Below are 266 nucleotides of genomic sequence, written 5' to 3' on the forward strand. Positions count from 1 at the left end.
TTAAGTTGCTTTCGTGAATGCCAAAATCAGCCGCAATTTGTTCATAAGTGCGGTATTCTCGCACATATTGAAGAGTGGCCATAAGAAGGTCTTCTAAGCTTAATTTAGGTTTTCGTCCCCCTTTTGCGTGTTTAAGTTGATAAGCTGTTTTTAATACAGCTAACATCTCTTCAAAAGTAGTACGCTGAACACCAACAAGGCGCTTATACTCTTCGAAAATCTCTTCAAACCACGTCAGCGTCGCCTTACCGTACTCAAGTACAGCT

The 266-nt window shown here is 41.0% G+C and carries 1 protein-coding gene; it reads right to left on the reverse strand.

Annotated elements, in window-relative coordinates:
• Positions 1-238, reverse strand: a 238-nt coding sequence (locus tag ADH54_RS03840; RefSeq protein WP_049524111.1) for a helix-turn-helix domain-containing protein, incomplete at its 3' end; no start/stop codon positions are given.
• Between the last annotated feature and the right edge of the window lie 28 nt (positions 239-266).

The sequence above is a fragment of the Streptococcus pseudopneumoniae genome, from assembly GCF_001072315.1.
Lineage (GTDB): Bacteria > Bacillota > Bacilli > Lactobacillales > Streptococcaceae > Streptococcus > Streptococcus pseudopneumoniae_R.